Here is a 14,401-nt window from a genome sequence, read left to right on the forward strand (position 1 = left end):
GCACCCTAGCCGCCCTCCGGCCCCCGGCTCACTCCGAGAGGCGCATGCCCTTGCGCCAGCTCAGGCTGCCCGAGGTGTGCAGCAGGGCCCGCTGGTAGAGCCGGGTCCCGACGAGGATGGTCACCAGGCAGAACAGGGCCACGAGCACCAGGGCCAGCACCGGCTCCCACCAGGACACGTCGCCCTCGAGGATCCGCAGCGGCATGAGCAGCGTCGACAGCAGCGGCACGAACGAGGCGACCTCACGCCATACCCCCTGGAGGTTGAGGGCCGCGATGAAGGCGACGACGAGCACCATCGTCAGCGGCATCGTCGTGGACTGCAGGTCCTCGGTCCGGGAGGCCAGGGCCCCCGCCGCGGCCCAGATGCAGGCCAGCGCCACGAAGCCGAGGAGGAAGAAGGGCAGGTACCAGCCGACCGCCTCCGCCAGCCCCGGCAGGGCCACGTCGAGGTCGGTGAAGGTCAGCCCCACGAGGGCCGTGGCGACCAGCAGCGCCATCTGCCCGAAGGCCAGCAGCGTGTTGCCCGCGACCTTGCCCATGAGCAGCTGGCGCACCGGGATGGCCGCGGCCAGGATCTCCACGATCCGGGACTGCTTCTCCTCGACCACCGAGCTGGCGATCTGCATGCCGAACATGATCGCGGCCATGTAGAAGAGGAAGGCGAACCCGAAGCCGAGCAGGAAGCTCACCTGCTCCGGCATGCCCTCGTCCTCGGTGACCTCGGCCAGGTCGGTCAGCCGGACCTCGGTGCCGGCGGTCAGCTCGGTCACGCTGGTCCCGGCCGCCTCCGCGTTGGCGGCGAGGGCGTCGGTGCGCACGACGTCGGACACCGCGCCCAGCAGCGTCGTCGGGGGGGACCCGTCGGCCAGCACCTCCCACTCGCCCGGGCCGCCGACGAGGGCCAGGTCCGCGTCGCCCTCGAGGACCGACTCCTCCGCTGCGGCCCGGTCCGCGACCTCCTCGACGGAAACGGTCGGCTCCTCGCCGTCGAAGGACAGCGCGCCCATGGCCGCGGGGTCGACGCGCTCCACGACGGACGTGGCGTCGGGGCCGGTGGTGGCCACCCTGTAGTCCACGCCGCCACCGCCGCCGATGAGGGCCGGCACGACCATCGCGCCGAGGATGAGGACGACGGTGAAGACCGTCGAGAGCAGGAAGGTCCGGTCGGTGAGGCGCACCTGCACCTCGCGGGCGGCCACGAGGGTCCACGGCGCCCGGCGCCCCACCCGCCCGCGGTCCGTCGTCGGGGAGTCGCCGGACGGCTGGGTCCCGGCGGCGCCGTCCCGGTCCTCGACCCGGGTGCTGCTGGTCGTCTGCGTGGTGCTCATACGGAGGCCACCTCCCGGTAGATCTCGGACAGGGTCGGCACGACGCGGGCGAACTCCCGCACGCCCCCGCGGGCGACGGCGTCGACGAGCAGCCGCTCGGCGACCTGCTCGTCGGCCGGGGCGACGACGGCCGTCGGCCCGTCCACGTCGAGGACCTCGACCCCGGGCACGCCGCGCACCCACCCGGTGTCGCCGGCCATGGTCAGCCGGTAGCGCAGCGGCGCCCCGGCCCGCAGCTGCTCCGCGGAGCCGTGGGCCACCACCCGTCCCTGGTGCAGCACGACGATGGAGTCGCAGAGCCGGTCGACCAGCTCGAGCTGGTGGGAGCTGAAGAGCACCGGCACGCCCCGCGCGGTGTGCTCTCGCAGCAGCTCGCTCATCTGGTCCACGGCGGAGGGGTCCAGGCCGGAGAACGGCTCGTCGAGGACGAGCAGGGTCGGGTCGCCCAGCACCGAGGCGATGATCTGGGCCCGCTGCTGGTTGCCCAGCGAAAGGGTCTCCAGCTTGTCCTTGACCCGCTCCCCGAGGCCGAACCGCTCCAGCAGGTCGCGCGAGCGCTCCCGGGCGGCGGGGGCGCTCATCCCGTGCAGCTGGCCCAGGTAGGTCAGCTGGGGCAGCACCGGCTGCTTGGGGTAGAGCCCGCGCTCCTCGGGCATGTAGCCGAACCGGGCCCGGTCGCCCGCCGTGACGGGTCGTCCCTGCCAGAGCACCTCCCCGGCGCTCGGGGCCAGCACCCCCATGACCATCCGCATCGTCGTCGTCTTGCCGGCGCCGTTGCCGCCCACGAAGCCGACCATCGCCCCCCGTGGCACGGTGAAGCTCACCTCGTCGACGGCCAGCACGTCGCCGTACCGCCGCGTCAGTCCCCTCAGCTCGAGCACCCGTCCGCCTTCCTGCTCCCGCCGCCGGGCCAGGGGCCCGGCGGGTGGTGTGTGTCCTGTCGTGCTCGACGCTAGTCGGGCACCGGCGCCGGCCACATCGGCCGTGCGGGCGAGATCGGTCTCCGTCCCGCGTCGCAGGACGACGTCCGCCCTCCCGGGGCGGGAGGCCGGCTCAGCCGCCCGGTGCGACCAGCCCGCCCTCGTAGGCGGCCACGACCGCCTGCACCCGGTCGCGCACCCCGAGCTTGGCGAGCACGTTGGACACGTGCGTCTTGACGGTGGCCTCGCTGACGTAGGCCTCGCGGGCGATCTCGGCGTTGGACAGGCCCCGGGCCACGAGGACGAGCACCTCCCGCTCCCGCTGGGTCAACGACGGCAGGGGTATGCCCTCGCCCGCCGCTCCGGGGGACCCCGCCGCAGGCGCGGGGCCGGCGTCCTGCCCGGTGCTGCGCTCGATGACCCGCCGGGTCACCTCCGGGGCCAGCAGGGCGTGCCCGTGAGCGGCCGCGCGGACGGCGTCGACGAGGTCGTCCGGGTCGGCGTTCTTGAGCAGGAAGCCGCTCGCCCCGGCCGCGAGCGCGTCGAAGAGGTAGTCGTCCCGGTCGAAGGTGGTGAGGATGACCACGCGCACGGCGGGGTGGTCGGCGACGATGCGGCGCGTGGCCTCGATGCCGTCGAGCCGGGGCATCTGGACGTCCATGAGGACCACGTCCGGGGCGAGCTCGGCGACGGCGGCCACGGCGAGCTCGCCGTCGGTCGCCTGCCCCACCACCTGCAGGTCGTCCTCGACCGAGAGGATCATCGAGAAGCCCTGCAGGAGCAGGGGCTGGTCGTCGACCAGCAGCACGCGCACGGTCACCGGTCGGCCCCGGCCCGCGACAGCTCGACCGGCACGTCGTCGGCCCATGCGCCCGGAGCACCGACGGCGCAGCCCGGCCCGCCCGGCCCGGGGGTCCCCGACAGCGGGACCCGCACGAACACCCGCCAGCCCGCCCGGCCCCGACGGGGCCCCGCCTCCACCCGGCCACCGAGGTGGGAGGCACGTTCCTCCATGCCCAGCAGACCCAGACCGGTGCCCGCGGTGCCCGCCCGCGCCGTCCCGTCGTCGACGACCTCGATCTCCAGGCAGCCGGCGGCCTCGTCGACCCGCACCACGGCCCGGGCCGAGCGCGCCGTGGAGTGCCGGTGCACGTTGGCCAGCGCCTCCTGCACCACCCGGTAGGCGGTCAGCTGCAGCGGTGGTGCGACCCGCGCGGCCGCCCCGTCGGGGTCCTCGACCACGTCGACGACGACCTCGCAGGTCGAGGTGGTGGCCCGCGCGGCGAGCCGGGGCAGGTCGGCCAGGGAGGGCTGGGGGTCCCGCTCACCGGCCCCCTCACCCTCGCGGACCTGCTGCCCGAGGTCCTCCCCCTCGCCATGGCCACGCAGGGTGCCCAGCAGCCCACGCATCTGGGTCACGGCGTCGCGGGAGGACTGCTCGACCGACGTCAGGGCCGCCGTCGCGGCGTCCGGGTCCTTGCCCATCACCCGCCGGGCGGCGGCCGCCTGCACCCCCATGAGCGAGACGTGGTGGGCCACGACGTCGTGCAGCTCGCGGGCGATCCGCAGGCGCTCGTCCACGACCGCCTGGTCCCGCAGCCGGCGCGCCTGGGCCGCGATCGTGCGGGCCTGGTCGAGCACCTGGGCGGTCCGGCGGGCGCCGTCCCAGGCGACCTGGCCGAGCACGATCGCCCCGCCGAAGAAGATGACGTTGACGAGCAGCGTGTAGCCGACCATGCCCACGACCGGCGAGAACAGCCCGGCCCCCTCCTCGGCCTCCGGCCCGAACGAGCTCACCATCTGCTCCAGCCCGCGACCCAGCGCGAAGGTCCACGCCAGCCAGGCCGCCATGAGGGTGAGCGTGAGCGCGACGGCGGCGAGCAGTGCCCGACGGTCCCGGGCCCAGGCGACGCCGGAGAAGATGAGGAAGAAGTACAGCGTCTGCATCGGCAGGGTGCTCATGGTCATCGGCACGAGCAGCCCGAGGGCGAGCATGTGCACCCCGGCCAGCGCGGTGACCAGGACGGGGTGGCTGCGCCGGACCGCCACGAGGGCGGCGGCGCTGGCCATGCCGACGTACTGCCAGCCCACCCCGAGCCGCTCGTTCTCGAAGGCCCCGAGGCTGCGCATCAGCTCCGCGCCCAGGGCGCTGACCACGAACGCCAGGACGGCCAGCCACACGTCGTTGCGCACGGCCCGCCGGTCGGGGGCCGGCCGTTCCCACTCCTCGTCCGCCCCGAACCACCGGTCCACCCGCATCATCCCGTCAGGGTATGCCGCCCGCGGCACCGCCGGCCTCGGCCGCACGACGGAGCCCCCCGGACCGGTCCTCCGTCGCGGGCCGGAGACGGTGGGACCAGGACCGCGAAAACCCTGGCCGAGCGACGGGACCGCTGGCAGGCTGGACCCATGAGCTGGCTCCCGGACGACTGGCGGCACCCCGAGCGGCTGGACCTGCCGACCGGTCACCACCTCCGGCCCATCCGTGCCGACGACGTCGAGATCGACCATCCCGCGGTGATGGGCTCGCGCGAGCGGCTGTGGGAGACGTTCGGGCAGGTCTGGGGCTGGCCCCCGGCGGACCTGACGCTCGAGCAGGACCGCGACGAGCTGGCCTGGCACCAGCGCGAGATCGCCGAGCACCGGTCGTTCAACTACGCCCTCTTCGCCGACGAGGCGGAGTCGGCGCTGCTGGGTTGCGTCTACGTCGACCCGCCCGAGAAGGTCGGTGCCGACGCGGACGTCTCCTGGTGGGTCGTCGACGACCTGGTCGCCACGCCCGCCGAGGCCGCGCTGGCCGAGGCGGTCCCGGCGTGGCTGGCCGCACGGTGGCCCTTCGGCCGGGTGCGCTACCCCGGCCGCGAGCTGACCTGGGCCGAGTGGGAGGCCCTGCCAGAGGTCAGCCCCCCGCCGCGGTGAGCGTCTCCATACCCCCGAGGAAGGGGCGCAGCGCCGCCGGGACGTGCACGGTCCCGTCGGGCTGCTGGTGGTTCTCCAGCAGGGCGATGATCGGGCGGGTGCTCGTCAGTGCGGTGCCGTTGAGCGTGGCCACGATCCGGGTCGAGCCGCCCTCGGGGTCGCGCTCGCGGATCCCGAGGCGACGGGCCTGGAAGGTGGTGCAGTTGGACGTCGAGGTCAGCTCGCGGTAGCGGCCCTGGGTGGGGATCCACGCCTCGCAGTCGTACTTGCGCGCGGCGGGCGCCCCCAGGTCGCCGGCGGCGACGTCGATGACCCGGTAGGGCAGCTCGAGCGCGTCGAGGATGCGCCGCTCGATCCGCAGCAGGTTGGCGTGCTCGGCCTCGGCCTCCTCGGGGCGGCAGTGGACGAACATCTCGGTCTTGGTGAACTGGTGGACCCGGAAGATGCCGCGGGTGTCCTTGCCGTAGGACCCGGCCTCCCGGCGGTAGCAGGTGGACGTCGCGGCGTAGCGCAGCGGCCCGTCGGAGAGGTCGACGATCTCGTCGGCGTGCAGGCCGGCGAGCGCGACCTCGGAGGTGCCGGTGAGGTAGAGGTCGTCGGCCTCGAGCCGGTAGACCTCGTCGGCGTGCGCGTCGAGGAAGCCGGCGCCCTCCATCGTCGCCGGGCGCACGAGGGTGGGCGGCACGACCGGGACGAAGCCCTCCTCCTGGGTGATCTGCTGGGCCAGACCCATGAGCGCGTGCTCGAGCCGGGCGCCGATCCCGAGGAGGAAGTAGAACCGGGCGCCGGAGACCTTGGCCCCCCGGGCGGTGTCGATGGCACGCAGCGCCTCGCCGAGCTCGAGGTGGTCCTTGGGCTCGAAGCCCTCGGCGCCGAAGTCGCGCGGCGTGCCGACCTCCTCCAGCACGACGAAGTCGTCCTCCCCGCCGGCGGGCACGCCGTCGATGATGAGGTTGCCGATGCGCCGCATCTGGGTGGACCGCTCGGTGGCGGCCTCGTCGGCCTCCGCCTGGAGCTGCTTGACCCGGGCGGACAGCTCCTGGGCCTGGGCGACCAGCGCCTGCTTCTCCTCCCCCTTGGCCTGCGCCACCTGCTTGCCGAAGCTCTTCTGCTCGGCCCGCGCGGACTCGAACGCCGCCAGGGCGGAACGGTGCCGCTCGTCGGCGGCGAGGGCGGCGTCGACGGCACCGGGGTCCTCGCCCCGGGCCGTCTGGGAGGCGCGCGCCCGGTCGGGGTCGGCGCGCAGGTCGCGGATGTCGATCATGAGCCCCAGCCTAGCCAGGGTCGGAGACCTCCCCGGGGGCCGATACCGTGGGGGTATGCAGAGCGAACCGAGCTGGGTCGTGCTCGCCGTCGCCGTCCTCCTCGTCGCCGCCCTCACCGCCCTCGTGGTGTGGCTGGCCGCGACCGAGGCCCGGGCGGTCCGGCCGGCACCGGAGGGCAGGCGAGGGGCCGGCACGGCCGTCGAGGAGAAGGGGGCACCGTGAGCGTGCAGCAGGGGGGAGAGCGGCGTGCGGCCGTCGTGGTCAACCCGACCAAGTTCGACGACGTGCGCAAGGTCCGCGACCGGGTGACGCGGATCTGCCGCGAGGAGGGCTGGGCCGACCCGCTCTGGCTGGAGACCACCCCCGAGGACACCGGCACTGGCCAGACCCGTCAGGCGGTCGAGGAGGGCGTCGACCTGGTCTGCCCGCTGGGCGGCGACGGGACGGTGCGCACCGTCGGCGCCGAGCTGGCCGGGACCGACGTCCCGATGGGCCTGCTGCCCGCCGGCACCGGCAACCTGCTCGCCCGCAACCTCGAGCTGCCGGTCGACTCGCTGGAGAAGTGCCTGCGGATCGCGCTGACCGGGCAGGACGCGCGCATCGATACCTGCCTGCTGGAGCTGATCCGCCCCACGAGCGCCCAGATCGCGGCGCGGGTGGCCGACGACACCGACCCGGCGAGGACCCTCGACTTCTCCGACGCGGTCGACGACCGGTCCAGCGAGGAGGTCCGGGAGGAGCACGTCTTCCTCGTCATGGCGGGGTTGGGCTTCGACGCCGAGGTCATGGCCGCCGCCCCGGAGAGGCTCAAGGCCCGGGTGGGCTGGCTGGCCTACCTGGTGGCCGGGCTGCAGCACCTCAAGGGTCCCCAGTTCACGGTGGCCGTCAAGCTGGACGGCGGCCCGCCGCTGCGCCGCAAGGTGCGCAGCGTCATGGTCGGCAACGTCGGCAAGCTGCAGGGCGGCATGGACCTGCTGCCCGACGCCGTGGCCGACGACGGCAGCGTCGACGCCGTGCTGCTCTCGCCCGAGGGGATCGTCGGCTGGGGCGCCACCTTCGCCCAGCTGGTCACCCGGCAGAAGATCGGGCACAGCCGCGTGGACCACCTGCAGGCCCAGGACGTGCGCGTCGTCTCCGACAAGCCCGTCGAGATCGAGGTCGACGGCGACACCCTCGGCGAGGCGATCGCCATGCGCGTGCAGACCCAGCCCGGCAGCCTCGTCGTCCGGCTGCCCGCGGGCCGCCGTTCGCGCGCGCGAGAGGAGATCGGTGCGCTCAGCGGCTCCGGCCCGTCTGGTGCCTGAGGTCCGGCCTCGTGGCGCCTGAGGCTCAGCCGGCCTCGCCGGTCCGGGCCGCGTCGAGGGCCTGCCGCTCCTCGGGCGTGAGCACGACGTCCGACCCCCCGTCGACGATGCCCTTGGCGTAGGTCCGGCTCTCCCCCCGGGCGTGGATCGAGCTGACGACCATCCCGTCGCCGGCGTCGTCCAGCAGCGCGGCGCTGAAGGAGAGCCGTCCGCCCATGTCGCCGAACGCGTCGTAGCGCACCACGGCCACGTGCCGCAGGGCCTGCGACAGCTCCGCCCGCAGCCGGACGGTCTCCTCCTCCACGGCCGTCAGCCGGTCGGCCTCCGGGGTCGTCGGCGCCCCGGCGGCCACCAGACGTCGGACCTGCCGGTCCAGCACCCGCAGCCGGCGCCAGGCCACCGCCGCGAGCAGCAGGGCCAGCAGCGCCACGGCGGCGGCGATCCACGCCAGCGTCTCGGGGTCGGGTCGGTCCACGCACCGAGGGTATGCCGTCGCCCCCACCTCCCCCCGGCGTGCCGCGCGTCTCGGCCCCACCTCCCCTCCCCCCGGCGTGTCGCGCACTGTGCCGTCGGCCCTGCGGCGTGTCGCGCGTCCTGGCCCCGCCGGTGCAGCACGCAGGACGCAGCAGACTAGCTGCGGCACACGATGCGCAGCAGCGGGCTGCACCGACTGCCACGGGACCGCCTGGTCGGGCCACCGCTCGTGACGATCCGGCCGGCGACCGCCGTGGGACGATGCGGTCGACGAGCGAGGAGGTGGGAGCGTGGGACGGAACGGGCAACGGGGGGCGACGGTCCTGACGCTCGTCGTCCTGCTCAGCTGGCTGGTCGCCGCCGTGCTGGCAGCCGTCGGGGTGGCCCCCCGGGCCCAGGCCCCGCCGGTCGAGCCGGCCTCTGGGGCAGGACCGGTGGTCGTCGTCGGGGTGCCCGAGCTGACCTGGGACCAGGTCGACACCGGCACCGACGACGGGGTCGACGACCCCTCCGCCACGGTCATCGCCGGGCTGGCCGCCCGGGGCGGGACCGCCGCGCTCGTGCTCCGCGGGACGCACGAGACCACCTGCGCCGCGGACGCCTGGCTGACCCTCGGTGCGGGCCAGCGTGCCGCCACGGACGTGGCCGGTTGCGTCGACGCCGGTCCCGCCGCCGGGGCGGGCGGCGACGGCACGGGCCAGGTCCTGCCCGAGGAGCTCGTCGAGCCGCGCGGCCGGGGGGCCGTCGTCGACGCCGACGCCTGGGGCCGGTGGACCGCGCTGGCCGACCGACGATCCCTGGGCACCGAGCTGGGCACGCTCGCCGAGCTACTTTCCCCGACGGGGTGCGTGGCGGCCTACGACCCTCTCTCCGCCCTCGGGGCGGCGGACGCGGACGGGCGGGTGGAGGCATACCGGCCCCGGACCGACGGAGGGGGCCGCGGCTCCGCTGGGCCGTCCTCCCCCGAGCTGGTCCCGGGCTGCGACGTCCACCTCGTCTCGACCGACCCTGCGGACCCCGGCGCGGTCGGCGACCTCGTGGACGGCCTCCCGGGCGATGCGACGGTCGTGCTGGCCGGGATGGGCCACCTGCAGGACGAGCCCGCGGCGACGGTCCTCGTCGTGGCCCCGGCGGGGTCGACCTCCGGCGGGGCCCTGACGTCGGGGTCGACGCAGCAGCGCAGCCTGGTCCAGCTCACCGACCTGACCGCGACCGTGCTTCACCTCGCCGGCGTCGAGGGGCCCTTCCCCGACGCCGTGGCGGGGCAGCCGGTCGTCGTGGTCGAGGACGACCCGGACGGGGGCGAGGGGGCCCGGAGCGACCCGGACGGGAAGGTTCGGACCACGAACGTCGAGCAGGCCCGGGACCTGGCGGCCGGGATCACCCTGGCCAAGACCGGCGCCCCCTGGGTCCTGGGTGGGGCGGCCGCCGTCCTGCTCGTGCTGCTCCTCGCGGCCGTGGTCGTGCGCCGCGTCCGGCCGGGGTCGACGTCGGGGACCTGGGGACTGTCCGTGGTGGCGACGGCGGTGCTCTCACTCCCGGTGGCCACCTTCCTCGCCGGGCTGGTGCCATGGTGGTCGGCCGCCCGCCCCGTCCTCGCGCTGAGCGTCGTGGTGCTGGCGACCGTCGGCCTGCTGACCTTCCTGGCGTGGGTCGGGCCGTGGCGGCGCCACCCGCTGGGTCCCGCCGCCGTGCTGGCCGCGGTCACCCTCGCGGTGGTCGGGGTCGACGTGCTGTGGTCGGCCCGGCTGGGACTCGTCTCCGTGCTGGGGCTGCAGCCGGTGACCGCCGGGCGGTTCTACGGGCAGGGCAACGTGGGGTTCGGGATCGTGCTCGGTGCCTACCTGGTGCTCTCGGCGGCCGTCGTGGGGCCGGGGACCGACCTCCGGGCCGGCTCGCGACCTGCCCGGCCCGCGCCACCTGAACGGCCCTCGCGGTCGGGACGGACCGCCGCGGCCGTGGTGCTGACGCTCGGCGCCGCCGCCGTCGTGCTCAACGCGGCTCCGCAGGGCGGCGCGGACTTCGGTGGCGTCCCCGCGCTGGTCGTGGCGACCGGGCTGATGACGTTGGCCGCGCTGGAGGTCCGCTGGTCCGCCCGGGCCCTGCTGCTGCTCGGCCTGGCCGGCGTCCTCGTGGCGGCCGCCGTGATGCTCCTGGACTGGACGCGGGGCCCGGGACGACGCACCCACCTGGGCGACTTCGTCCAGCGGATCCTCGACGGGACCGCACTGGAGGTCGTCGGCCGCAAGCTGGAGCAGAGCCTGGGCATCCTGCTGGCCTACCCGCTGTCCTGGCTGGCCGTGCTCGCCCTGGTGCTGCTGGCGGTGGCCCTGGTGCGCCGGCCCGGCTGGGCGGCACCGGTCTGGAAGCACACGGGCCTGCGTGCCGCCCTGGCCGCGGGTGTGGTCGCCGCCGCCCTGGGCTGGGTGCTCAACGACTCAGGCATCGCGGTGCTGGCGCTGGCGCTGACCGTGCTGCTCGCCGCCGCGCTCTCCGTCGCGGGCCGGCCCGTCCTCCCGGGCCCCGGGCGACTCAGCCGGCCGCACCCGTCTCGATGAGCAGCACGCCCCCGGCGACGAGCACGATGCCCAGACCCATGAGCCAGGTGAGGGGCTCGCCGAACAGCACCCGGCTCAGCACGGCGGTCAGCGCCACGCCGACGGCCGCCCAGATGCCGTAGGCCACCCCCAGGCCGATGCCCCCGGCGAGCGCCAGCGCCAGCAGGGTGAACGCCCCGACGTAGCCCAGTCCCACGGCCACGAACCATCTCCGCGGCCCGGACGCCGCCATCCGCAGCGACAGCGTGCCGGCCACCTCGAGGAGGATGGCACCGACGAGGAAGACCCAGGCCATCAGGACCCCTCCCCTGTCAGCCCGTCCGCCCCCGGCCGCGCCCGACGGGCGGCCTGGGCCCCCAGCTCGATGCACAGCACGCCGGCGACGACCAGCACCAGTCCGGCGGCCATGACGGGGGTGATGGTCTCGTCGAAGACCACGGCCGAGGCGACCGCGGTCAGCGCGACCCCGGCCGCGCCCCAGATCCCGTAGGCCACGCCCAACCCCATCCCTGCGCGCAGCACCAGGGTGAGCGCACCGAAGGCGCCCACGTAGCCCAGGACCACGAGGACGAGGAACGCCGGCCGCTCGAGGGCACCCTTGAGCGAGAGGGTGGCGGCCACCTCGAGGAGGACGGCGGCCACCAGGAAGGGCCAGGGGCCGGTGCCCCGCAGCGGCGGCACGCCTACAGCTCGTGCCAGGTGCCGTCCCGGCGGAGGGGCCGGGTGAGGGCCCGGCCCGCACCGCCCACCCGTTCGCGGAGGGTGGACGTGCCGGCGGCCACCGTCGACCGGGCCGACCCGCGCGCCGCCTTCGCCCGCTCCTGCCCGGCCGCCCGCACCTCGTGGAGCCGGCGGACCCCGGACTCCTTCGCGCGGTGCACCTGCTCACGCGCCTGCTCGGCCGGGCCGGTCCGTTCGGCCAGCGCCCTCGTCACGTCGGCCAGCTGGCGGGCCCGGTGCACCTGGGAGGCCCAGTCCCGTCCGGTCACGCGGTGCTGCAGCTCGCAGGGCACCTCCATGACCCGGCCGCCGGCGCGGAGCACGTCCACCGACAGCCCCACCTCCACGCCCCAGCCGGAGGCCAGCGGCATCGCGGCGTCGAGCACCTCGCGGGTGAGGCAGCGCTGGCCCGAGAGGGGCTGGGTCGGCGCCCAGCCGGTGAGCCGCCGGATCCCCTCGCGCGCGGTGCGCACCACGATCCCGAAGCCGCCCCCGGGCCGGTCCTGCGGCGGCAGGACGGCGATCGTCATGTCGGCCGTGCCGTCGAGCACCCCCTCGACGACCGGGCCGAGCCGGGCGGCCGACTCCGCCAGGTCGGCGTCGGCGAAGAGGACGGAGGCCCCGGGCAGCAGGGTCGCGGCGGCGGCCGCCCCGGTCGTCATGGCGGCGGCCTTGCCCCGGTTTCGCTCGTGCCGGACCACCTCCGCGGCGCCGGCCCACTCGGCCACGGCCGCGGTCTGGTCGGTGGAGCCGTCGTCGACGACGACCACGTGGCGGACCCCGGGCACCCGGTGGAGGGCCTCGACGGTGGCGCCGACCCGCTCCTCCTCGTCCTTGGCGGGCACGACGGCGACCACCCCGGGCGCCGTCACCACCGTCCCCGGCCCCACGGCATACCCCGTCTCAGCGGAGCGTGACCTGCCGGGAGACGAGGCCGTCGCGGGCCTTGCGCTCCGGCAGCGTCAGCGGCTCGTCGGAGGCGGCCGCCTGCTCGTAGCGGGCCTGCAGCTCGGCCAGCGCCCCGGCGTGCGAGGACGGCTCGGCCTGAGGGTCCACCTCGATGACCGGCACGAGCAGGCCGTTGGCACGGAACGCGCCGAGCAGCTTGGTGTCCTCCCCCAGCGTGTGCCCGCCGGCCGCCTGCAGCCGCGCCACGGCCCGGGTGGCGGTGTCCTCGTCCTCGCCGAGGATCCACCGGATGTAGGCACGGCCGGTCATCAGGCACCAGTACGCCGACGGCGCCCCCTCGACCCGCTCCATCGGCACGGCGTTCTCGTTCATCTGCTCCAGCGCGGCCCGCTGCTCCTCGGTGGCGTCCTCGCCCAGCCAGAAGCCGAAGTCCTCCTGCACCTCCACCTCCAGGCGCTGACCCTCGGCCACGAGGTCCTGCATCCGGGGGGTGTCGGCGGTGGCCGGCCGCACGGAGGTGACCGAGGTGCCGGGCTCGGCGACCAGGGCCGTCAGCAGGGACTGCGCCACGTCGCGGGAGGCGTCGCCGCTGGAGGTGCGGGACTGCATCGCCACGAGGACCTCGCCGTTGTCGCGGTGCACGGCGGGCATCGCCCCCGGCAGCACGGTCACCAGGGTGACCTCGCGCTCGCCGGCCGGCACGGGGGTGCCGTCGACCTCGAGGCCCTCCGGCACGACGACATTGATCCGCGCGGTGGCCGCGGGCAGGATCTCCCGCATCGCGACCCAGTCCGCCTCGTCGGCCAGCCCCTCGAAGGGGCGCGCGACGAACGGTGCCCGCTTCGCCTTCGGTGCGCCGTCGGTCTGCCGCTTCCTGCGTGATGCCTTGCCCATGCGGGGGAGTCTACGTGCGTGGCTACAGTGGGCCGGCATGAGCCACGGCGACGACGACCTGTCCTGGGAGCCCGCACCCGGCCACGGGCCGGAGGTGCTGTATGCGGTGGACGGGCCGCTCGGGCGGGTGCGCCTCAACCGGCCCCGCGCGATCAACGCCCTGGACCGACCCTCGATCGACTCCCTCCACCAGCAGCTCGCAGCGTGGGCCGCCGACGACCGGGTCGCCGCGGTCGTGCTCGACGGGGCCGGGGAGCGCGGGCTGTGCGCCGGGGGCGACGTGCGTGCCCTGCGCGAGTCGGTCCTGGGCGGACGGCCCGAGGAGGCGGTCGACTACTGGCGGGCGGAGTACGCGGTGAACGCCCTGGTCGCCTCCTACCCCAAGCCGTACGTCGCCTGGATGGACGGCATCGTCATGGGCGGCGGCGTGGGCGTCTCGGCGCACGGGTCGCTGCGCCTGGTGACCGAGCGGACCCGGCTGGCGATGCCGGAGGTGATCATCGGCTTCTTCCCGGACGTGGGCGGACTGCACCCGCTGGCCCAGGCCCCCGGCGAGACCGGCACGCACGTGGCCCTGACCGGCGAGCCCGTCGGCGGTGCCGACGCCGTGCTCCTGGGTTTGGCCGACGTCGTCGTCCCCGCGGACGCCCAGGACCGGGTGCTGGAGCTCCTGCGCGACCGGCCCGACGCCGGCGCCGCCGAGGTGGCGGAGGCGGCCGGACGCCCGGGGGACGGCCCGCCCTGGCTGGCGGCCCACCGTTCCTGGATCGACCGGTGCTACGCCGGCGACGACGCCGCAGTGATCCTGCAGCGACTGTCCGAGGACCCGGACCCGGCCGCCCAGGAGGCGGGCCGCACGGTCGCCACCCGCTCGCCGTTCTCGGTCGCGGTCACCCTGGAAGCCTTGCGTCGCGCGGCCACGATGACGCTGGAGGAGGTGCTCGCCCAGGACCTGCGGCTGGGGGCGACCTTCGCCACCCATCCGGACTTCGCCGAGGGCGTGCGCGCCCAGCTCGTCGACAAGGACCGCACGCCCCGCTGGACCCACGGCTCGGTCGCCGACGTGCCGCGTCAGGAGGTGCTGGCCGCCTTCGACGGCTGAGCGTCG

15 protein-coding genes are annotated in these 14,401 nt (G+C 75.5%); 5 read left to right on the forward strand and 10 right to left on the reverse strand.

The window, feature by feature from the left end; all coding sequences use genetic code 11:
- Positions 1–28: 28 nt before the first annotated feature.
- The 4 genes from FJR00_RS01285 to FJR00_RS01300 form a co-directional block, all read right to left on the reverse strand.
- Positions 29–1,330 (reverse strand): ABC transporter permease, encoded by a 1,302-nt coding sequence (locus FJR00_RS01285; protein WP_141337103.1) that lies wholly within the window; start codon positions 1,328–1,330, stop codon positions 29–31.
- The gene (locus tag FJR00_RS01290; protein WP_075958170.1) at positions 1,327–2,211 is read right to left on the reverse strand and encodes an ABC transporter ATP-binding protein; all 885 of its coding nucleotides are present in this window, start codon (positions 2,209–2,211) and stop codon (positions 1,327–1,329) included. The genes FJR00_RS01285 and FJR00_RS01290 overlap by 4 nt, the downstream gene beginning before the upstream one ends.
- Positions 2,212–2,383: 172 nt before the next feature.
- Positions 2,384–3,118 (reverse strand): response regulator transcription factor, encoded by a 735-nt coding sequence (locus FJR00_RS01295; protein WP_141337104.1) that lies wholly within the window; start codon positions 3,116–3,118, stop codon positions 2,384–2,386.
- A complete protein-coding gene (locus FJR00_RS01300) occupies positions 3,067–4,512 on the reverse strand; it encodes a sensor histidine kinase (RefSeq protein WP_141337105.1) in 1,446 nt (481 codons plus the stop codon). The genes FJR00_RS01295 and FJR00_RS01300 overlap by 52 nt, the downstream gene beginning before the upstream one ends.
- Positions 4,513–4,659: 147 nt before the next feature.
- Here FJR00_RS01300 and FJR00_RS01305 point away from each other — a divergent pair, with 147 nt between their 5' ends.
- Positions 4,660–5,169, forward strand: a complete 510-nt coding sequence (locus FJR00_RS01305; RefSeq protein ID WP_141337106.1) for a GNAT family N-acetyltransferase — start codon at positions 4,660–4,662, stop codon at positions 5,167–5,169.
- On the opposite strand, the gene serS is transcribed toward FJR00_RS01305, so the two are convergent.
- Positions 5,150–6,433, reverse strand: coding sequence for a serine--tRNA ligase (gene serS / locus FJR00_RS01310; protein WP_141337107.1), 1,284 nt, complete (start codon positions 6,431–6,433; stop codon positions 5,150–5,152). The two genes, FJR00_RS01305 and serS, sit on opposite strands and share 20 nt — an antisense overlap.
- Before the next feature lie 55 nt (positions 6,434–6,488).
- Between serS and FJR00_RS15635 the strand changes: the two genes are divergently transcribed.
- On the forward strand, positions 6,489–6,656 hold the full coding sequence (locus FJR00_RS15635) for a hypothetical protein (RefSeq protein ID WP_181409436.1): 168 nt from the start codon (positions 6,489–6,491) through the stop codon (positions 6,654–6,656).
- The gene (locus tag FJR00_RS01315) at positions 6,653–7,738 is read left to right on the forward strand and encodes a diacylglycerol/lipid kinase family protein (protein WP_238330232.1); all 1,086 of its coding nucleotides are present in this window, start codon (positions 6,653–6,655) and stop codon (positions 7,736–7,738) included. Before FJR00_RS15635 ends, FJR00_RS01315 begins: the two co-directional genes overlap by 4 nt.
- 25 nt (positions 7,739–7,763) lie before the next feature.
- On the opposite strand, the gene FJR00_RS01320 is transcribed toward FJR00_RS01315, so the two are convergent.
- Complete coding sequence (locus FJR00_RS01320; protein WP_238330233.1) at positions 7,764–8,213, reverse strand: DUF4446 family protein; 450 nt, start codon at positions 8,211–8,213, stop codon at positions 7,764–7,766.
- Between the two features lie 289 nt (positions 8,214–8,502).
- Here FJR00_RS01320 and FJR00_RS01325 point away from each other — a divergent pair, with 289 nt between their 5' ends.
- On the forward strand, positions 8,503–10,770 hold the full coding sequence (locus FJR00_RS01325) for a hypothetical protein (protein ID WP_141337108.1): 2,268 nt from the start codon (positions 8,503–8,505) through the stop codon (positions 10,768–10,770).
- On the opposite strand, the gene FJR00_RS01330 is transcribed toward FJR00_RS01325, so the two are convergent.
- Genes FJR00_RS01330 through FJR00_RS01345 form a run of 4 tightly spaced genes read right to left on the reverse strand, consistent with a single transcriptional unit; the run spans position 10,745 to position 13,293 of the window.
- On the reverse strand, positions 10,745–11,065 hold the full coding sequence (locus FJR00_RS01330) for a DMT family transporter (protein ID WP_141337109.1): 321 nt from the start codon (positions 11,063–11,065) through the stop codon (positions 10,745–10,747). The genes FJR00_RS01325 and FJR00_RS01330 overlap by 26 nt on opposite strands.
- A complete protein-coding gene (locus FJR00_RS01335) occupies positions 11,065–11,451 on the reverse strand; it encodes a DMT family transporter (RefSeq protein ID WP_238330234.1) in 387 nt (128 codons plus the stop codon). Before FJR00_RS01335 ends, FJR00_RS01330 begins: the two co-directional genes overlap by 1 nt.
- Before the next feature lie 2 nt (positions 11,452–11,453).
- Positions 11,454–12,380, reverse strand: coding sequence for a glycosyltransferase (locus tag FJR00_RS01340; RefSeq protein ID WP_238330235.1), 927 nt, complete (start codon positions 12,378–12,380; stop codon positions 11,454–11,456).
- 13 nt (positions 12,381–12,393) lie between these two features.
- Complete coding sequence (locus FJR00_RS01345; protein WP_141337110.1) at positions 12,394–13,293, reverse strand: DUF5926 family protein; 900 nt, start codon at positions 13,291–13,293, stop codon at positions 12,394–12,396.
- 37 nt (positions 13,294–13,330) lie between these two features.
- Between FJR00_RS01345 and FJR00_RS01350 the strand changes: the two genes are divergently transcribed.
- Positions 13,331–14,395: an enoyl-CoA hydratase/isomerase family protein gene (locus tag FJR00_RS01350; RefSeq protein WP_141337111.1), complete on the forward strand. Its 1,065-nt coding sequence runs from the start codon at positions 13,331–13,333 to the stop codon at positions 14,393–14,395.
- Positions 14,396–14,401 lie beyond the last annotated feature (6 nt).

The sequence above is a fragment of the Ornithinimicrobium kibberense genome (assembly GCF_006519705.1).
Classification (GTDB): domain Bacteria; phylum Actinomycetota; class Actinomycetes; order Actinomycetales; family Dermatophilaceae; genus Ornithinicoccus; species Ornithinicoccus kibberensis.